General features: G+C 68.9%; 6 protein-coding genes. 3 read left to right on the forward strand and 3 right to left on the reverse strand.

Annotated features, from left to right (window positions below; translation table 11 throughout):
* Window positions 1-339 precede the first annotated feature (339 nt).
* Genes FW784_RS12020 through FW784_RS12030 form a run of 3 tightly spaced genes read left to right on the forward strand, consistent with a single transcriptional unit; the run spans window position 340 to window position 2728 of the window.
* Window positions 340-1590, forward strand: coding sequence for a histidine kinase (locus FW784_RS12020; RefSeq protein WP_235893672.1), 1251 nt, complete (start codon window positions 340-342; stop codon window positions 1588-1590).
* A complete protein-coding gene (locus FW784_RS12025) occupies window positions 1583-2362 on the forward strand; it encodes a LytR/AlgR family response regulator transcription factor (protein WP_149353582.1) in 780 nt (259 codons plus the stop codon). Before FW784_RS12020 ends, FW784_RS12025 begins: the two co-directional genes overlap by 8 nt.
* A 12-nt stretch (window positions 2363-2374) precedes the next feature.
* Complete coding sequence (locus FW784_RS12030; protein ID WP_149353583.1) at window positions 2375-2728, forward strand: hypothetical protein; 354 nt, start codon at window positions 2375-2377, stop codon at window positions 2726-2728.
* 59 nt (window positions 2729-2787) lie between these two features.
* Here FW784_RS12030 and FW784_RS12035 read toward each other — a convergent pair whose 3' ends face one another.
* From FW784_RS12035 to FW784_RS12045, 3 genes are all read right to left on the reverse strand, one after another.
* Window positions 2788-3225: an RcnB family protein gene (locus tag FW784_RS12035; RefSeq protein WP_149353584.1), complete on the reverse strand. Its 438-nt coding sequence runs from the start codon at window positions 3223-3225 to the stop codon at window positions 2788-2790.
* Between the two features lie 489 nt (window positions 3226-3714).
* Entirely contained in the window at window positions 3715-4029 is a 315-nt protein-coding gene (locus FW784_RS12040) for a TM2 domain-containing protein (protein WP_235893673.1), read from the reverse strand.
* A gap of 74 nt (window positions 4030-4103) precedes the next feature.
* Entirely contained in the window at window positions 4104-5459 is a 1356-nt protein-coding gene (locus tag FW784_RS12045) for a metal-dependent hydrolase family protein (protein ID WP_149353585.1), read from the reverse strand.
* Between the last annotated feature and the right edge of the window lie 202 nt (window positions 5460-5661).

The raw sequence follows: 5661 nt of genomic DNA on the forward strand, positions 1-5661 counted from the left end.
CATGGCGGCCATTCGCGCGTGCAACCAGCCGACGTGCGCGTGCCCTTGGCCGTGGCCGTGGCCGTGATGTCGTGCCTGCCCAGCCAACGGCGCGAAGGCAAGCACCGCGGCGAGCAGGACAATCGTCGGCCGGTGTGTAACTGGCATGCGTCGAATATCGAGTGCCGCGCGACAAGACGGCGTCGAGCCGCGCACTTGGCGCCCGATCGATGGGGCCCGACCCGAGTCCGCTCCGGGTCCACCCTGCTTCGCGCCGCGCCGCGCCCGTTCCGTCGCATCGGCATGGACGACCGCGGACGCGTCACTATCGTCGGCGCATCGCACCAATGGAATCGCACCGTGTTCAAGAGCCTCCTGTTCCTGCTCCGAGTCGCCGTCGCCTGGTTCCTCTTGCTGCTGCTGTTCACGGCGCTGTATTCGGGCATCCCGCTGATCGGCCGCTGGGACTTCCCCGCCATCCTGTTCGACTTCACCGTCGGCGCCCTCGTGTTCGCCGGCGTGCTGTCCCACCTGCGCCGCGTACGGCTGGTGGCCGGCCAGGTCGACCTGGACGCGCTCGGGAACCGCCACCGTCGCCAGATCGAGATCCCGTTCGAGGCCGGCGAGGCGTTCGACCTGCTGGACGCGGCGATCCGCGAGTTGCCGGGTATCGAGCAGGTGCAGAGCGCGCGCGACAGCCTGCAGATCCGCGCCCGTGTGCAGCGCCCGGCGACCTACAGTTACAACGGGCTCGGGCGCTGGAACCCGTTGTCGGCGTTCGGCACGCAGCACAACCAGATCCTCGCGACGGTGACGCCCACGCAGGACACCGGAAGCGTCACCCTGATCTGCGAGCCACAGATCGGCGCGTGGAGTGACTGGTTCCTGGTCGACGAGGGCACCAACCTGGAGAACGCCGAGGCGATCACCCGCGCGATCACGCGGCGCGTGGCCGACCGGCGCCGGGGCGAAACCGTCGCCGCGGTGCGCACGGCCACCGAGAAGGAGCTCACGGTCGCCAGGCTCAACCTGCTGCATGCGCAGGTGGAGCCGCACTTTCTGTACAACACGCTGGCCAGCGCGCAACTGCTGACGCGGAGCGATCCGCCGCGCGCCGAGGAGATGCTCGGCCACCTGATCCAGTACCTGCGCCATTCGCTGCCGCGCACCGAGGACGAGCAGTCGACGCTCGGCGCCGAACTCGAACGCGCGCTTGCCTACCTCGAGATCATGAAGATCCGCATGGGCAGCCGGCTCGGCGTGCAGGTCGACGTGCCTGAAACGCTTCGACATGTCGCAATGCCCCCGATGATGCTGCAGACGCTGGTCGAGAACGCAGTCAAGCACGGGCTCGAGCCGCGTACCGGCGGCGGCACGGTGTGGATCCGCGCGCGTCGCAACGAGGACGATGTCGCCGTCACCGTGGCCGACGACGGCGAAGGCCTGAGCGGCACGACCAGCGGCACCGGCATCGGCCTGAAGAACGTGCGCGAGCGCCTGCGGCTGGCCTACGACGGCGCTGCCTCGCTCGCCGTGGTGCCCAACTTCCCGGCCGGTGTCGCCGCCACGCTGACGGTGCCGGCCGCGCACGAGGCGGTGCGCGATGTCTGAAGCCACCGCCACCTGCGTGGTCGCCGAGGACGAGGCGATCCTGCGCGACGCGATCGTGGCGCAGTTGCAGCGCGCCTGGCCGACGTTGCGGGTGATTGCCGAATGCGAGGACGGCGCGAGCGCACTGGAAGCGATTGCCGCGCACCAGCCCGACATCGCCTTCCTGGACATCCGCATGCCGGGCCTGACCGGGCTGGAAGTGGCATCGGCGGCCGCCGAAAGCAGCCCGCGGACGCAGATCGTGTTCGTCACTGCGTACGACCAGCATGCGGTCGACGCGTTCGAGCGCGGCGCGATCGACTACCTGCTCAAGCCGGTGTTGCCCGACCGCCTCGATGCCACGGTGCAGCGCCTGCGCTCGCGACTCGGGCAGGGGCGCGACGAGGCACTGGCCGGTCTGCTCGCGCGGCTGGGCACATCGTTGCCGCGCGAAGCATCGGCGCCAGAGCCGCTGACATGGCTCACGGCGAGCGCGGGGCGCGAGACGCGGTTGATCCAGGTCGACGAAGTGGCCTATTTCCGCGCCGACAACAAATACACGACGGTGGTGACGGCCGACGGCGAAGCGCTGCTGCGCACATCGGTGCGCGACCTGCTGGCGCGCCTGGACCCGAACGTCTTCAAGCAGATCCACCGCTCCACCGTCGTGAACCTCAAGGCGATCGCCGGCATCACGCGTGACGAGACCGGCCGCGGCACCGTGCGCCTGCGCGGTCGTCCCGAAACGCTCACCGTCAGCGCGCCGTTCATGGCGCTGTTCCGCCACATGTAATCGGAGTTGGAAATGGACACGCTCTTCGCTGTTTTCGCCTTCCTGGCCTCGCTGGCCGGATTCCATTCCGGTCGCGATACCGTCGTGCACCGCGTGGTCACCAATGGCGTGTACCTGCTGGCGAGCCGCGCGACGGTCGAAGCGGGCGTCGCACGCTTCGAATGCATGCGCAGTGCATCCGGTCGATGCCACTACCTCGTGCTGCCGCACGACTGCAGCGACAGCAAGGCCTGCACGGGTCGTCGCTACGACGTCGCGGTCGGAGACGTGCGGCAGGTGGCGGGCCTGCACGCGTTCCGCCTCTGTGTCAGCGGCGACGCGAGCGCGCCTGCGCAATGCGCCTCCAGCGACGGACTGGCCGACTGACGGCAGCGCGCAAAAAAAGCCCCGCGATTGCGGGGCTTCTTCGTTTCGGACTGTCGGGATCAGCGGCCGAGGATCTGCGAGATCAGGCCGGTTGCCGCCTGCACCAGGTAGAAGTTGGGGTCGCCTTGGTACGGGCGCACCCAGACCATGCCGCGCGGCGGCGGCGCCAGGCGATACACGCGGTAGTCGCGCACGTAGTAGCGCGGCGCAAGGTACGCGCCCGGCAGGCGCTGGCCACGTGCCCAGTGGCGATACTGGCCGACGTGGCGACCATTGTCGTGGCGGCCTTCGGCCTTCCAGTCGTGACGACGGTCGTCGCGGTCGCGGTCGTGATGGTGATGGTGATCGTCGTCGCGATCTCCCATCTGTACTACGCGGCCATGGTCGCGGTCGCCGTGACCGTGCTGCTCGTTGCCCTGCCCGTGCCCGTGGCCGGCCAGCGCCGGGCCCGCAAGCAACAGTGCGGCAGTCATCGATGCGATCTGTAGACGCTTCATACGGATACTCCTCTCGGTTCGGAGACACGCTAGCGCGGTCCGCCTGAACAGGGAGCACAGAGGGCCCGCCATCCCCCGAGGGTGCTGCGATCGGCGACGGCCGCTTAGCCCGGATACGGGTTTAACGAGAGCGGAACCTTGCGATCGCAGCCCGTTACGGCGGGTGCGCTATAGCGGTCCTGTCGCCAGTTGAGCGGGAGGTTCCCATGAGCGGCGAACGATCACTGTCCGCTGATGATCCGGGCGAATCGCGCGGGGATGGCCAACCGCGACCGGGGGGCGAAAAACCGGTTGAACCGGGCGATCGACCCGCCCTTCTGGATCCCCCGACCCGGCGCGACACCGTCAACGACCAACCGGCAGTGAATCGCGGCATCCGCGCCCCGGGCGGTTACGACGAATCGATCGACCGCCGCCGCGCCGATCGCGACGCTGCAGCGACGACCAACCCTCGCGGCGATTGACTGCCAGCGACGTACGCTGCGCGCGTCAGCCGTACTTCGCCGCGAACGCCTCGTCGGACGTGCACAGGTACACGATGAATTCGACGAACGCGACGATCCCGGGGATCAGCGTCCAGCAGAACAGCAGGTACGCGATCCCCCAACCCACGCGCCCCAGATAGAACTTGTGCGCGCCGAGGCCGCCGAGGAAGAACGCGAGCAGGGCGGCGGTCATTCGGCTCTTGTGGCCCGCCCTCGCGAACTGCCGCACACCGCAGCGCGGACAGATCTCCGCGCGCGCATCGATCAACTGTGCACAGGCGCGGCAGTACATCGCCGGCGCCGCTATCACTGCTGCCATCAGTCACCTCCCCTGGTTCAAGACATGTGTGCATCGATCACGGCCGCTCCCCGCGACCGCCATCCATCGCGACGTCATTCTGCGCCGCGTATGACCTTGCCCTGCTTCATCACGAACACCGGGTGCTCGGTGGCGCGGATGTCGGTGAGCACGTTGCCCGGCACGGCCACGACGTCGGCGTACTTGCCCGCTTCCAGCGTGCCGGTGTCGCCCTCGACGCCGAGCAGTCTGGCTGCGCCGATGCTGCTGGTCATCAGCGCCGCGGCCGGCGTCATGCCGACGTCGACGTAATCACCGAACTCGCGACCGTTGAGTCCGTGCGGGAACACGGCGGCATCCGTGCCCAGCGCGATCGGCGTGCCGATGCGAATGGCGTTGCGCAACATCGCTTCGTGCGACGTGAATGCGGCATGCGCCTTGGCGGCGATCTTCGGCGGGTAGCCGGCGAGCTTCGATTCGGTCCACAGCAGCGTCGTGCGCGTGGGCACCAGGTACACGCCCTTCTGCTTCATCAGCTGCAGCGTTTCGGGCTTGAGGAAGCTGCCGTGCTCGATGGAGTCGACGCCGGCTTCGATCGCGAGTCGCGCCGCGGTGTCGCCATGCGCATGCGCGGCGACCTTGCGACCCCAGTTGTGGGCCTCGGAGATGATCGCGTGCAGCTCGTCAGGCGTGAGCTGCGGCACGTCCACCGGATCGGATTCGCTGAGCACGCCGCCCGACGCGCAGATCTTGATGACGTCGGCGCCGTACTTCATCTGCAGGCGGGTGGCCTCGCGGCACTGCTCGGCGCCGTTGCAGACGCCTTCCAGCGGCGTCGACGGAATCACGCGGCTCACCGGGTACGGCGCGCTGTCGCAATGGCCGCCGGTGGAACCGATGGCGTGCCCGGCGACGATCATGCGCGGGCCGGTCGCGTAGCCGTTGTTGATGGCATTGCGCAGCGCGACGTCGATGAAGTCGCCCGCGCCGAGCACGCGGATGGTGGTGAAGCCTGCATCCAGCGTGACCTTCGCGTTGCGCTCCGCATGGAACGCCTGTTCCGCGGGGAAACGCATCATTCCGTTGTAGATGCCGGCGGCCCAGTCGTCGTCATGGTCGTCGGCGATATGCGTGTGCGCGTCGATGAAACCGGGGAGCAGCGTGGCATCACCGAGGTCGATCACGCGCGCGCCGTCGGGCACCTTCGCGTTGCTGCCGATCGCCACGATGCGATCGCCCTGCACCACCACCATGCCGGGCTCGCTCATGCGCCCGCTGCGGCCGTCGAACAGGTGCGCCGCCTTCAGCACCACGGGACGCACCGCGGCCGGCGTGGCGGACGCGCCGCCCGCAGCGGTCTGCGCGTGGCCAGGCAACGTGGCGGCGAGGCCGGAGAAGAGAATGCCCGCGGCGAGCAGGCCGGCGGACAACGGCGCAAGTCGGAAGTTCATCGGCAATGACCTGTCGGGGCAAACCCCGAGTGTAAGCGGCCGTCGCGCCAGCGCGACCGTGCATGCGTCGCGAATCACTCGCAGTGCAGCGTCGCCCGCCCGGCCTGCATGCCTTGCACGAACTCCGGCAGTACGTTGGGCTCGACGCCGCCGGGCATGCAGCCGACGGCGCGCGCATACGCGGCACCGCGGGCGCGCTGGT

The sequence above is a fragment of the Cognatilysobacter lacus genome (assembly GCF_008274655.1).
GTDB lineage: Bacteria > Pseudomonadota > Gammaproteobacteria > Xanthomonadales > Xanthomonadaceae > Cognatilysobacter > Cognatilysobacter lacus.

Excerpts from the sequence above, each read along its gene's own strand:
- FW784_RS12025 (WP_149353582.1), top strand. The coding sequence starts at position 1,583 with ATGTCTGAAGCCACCGCCACCTGCGTGGTCGCCGAGGACGAGGCGATC.
- FW784_RS12030 (WP_149353583.1), top strand. The coding sequence starts at position 2,375 with ATGGACACGCTCTTCGCTGTTTTCGCCTTCCTGGCCTCGCTGGCCGGA.
- FW784_RS12035 (WP_149353584.1), bottom strand. The coding sequence starts at position 3,225 with ATGAAGCGTCTACAGATCGCATCGATGACTGCCGCACTGTTGCTTGCG.
- FW784_RS12040 (WP_235893673.1), bottom strand. The coding sequence starts at position 4,029 with ATGGCAGCAGTGATAGCGGCGCCGGCGATGTACTGCCGCGCCTGTGCA.
- FW784_RS12045 (WP_149353585.1), bottom strand. The coding sequence starts at position 5,459 with ATGAACTTCCGACTTGCGCCGTTGTCCGCCGGCCTGCTCGCCGCGGGC.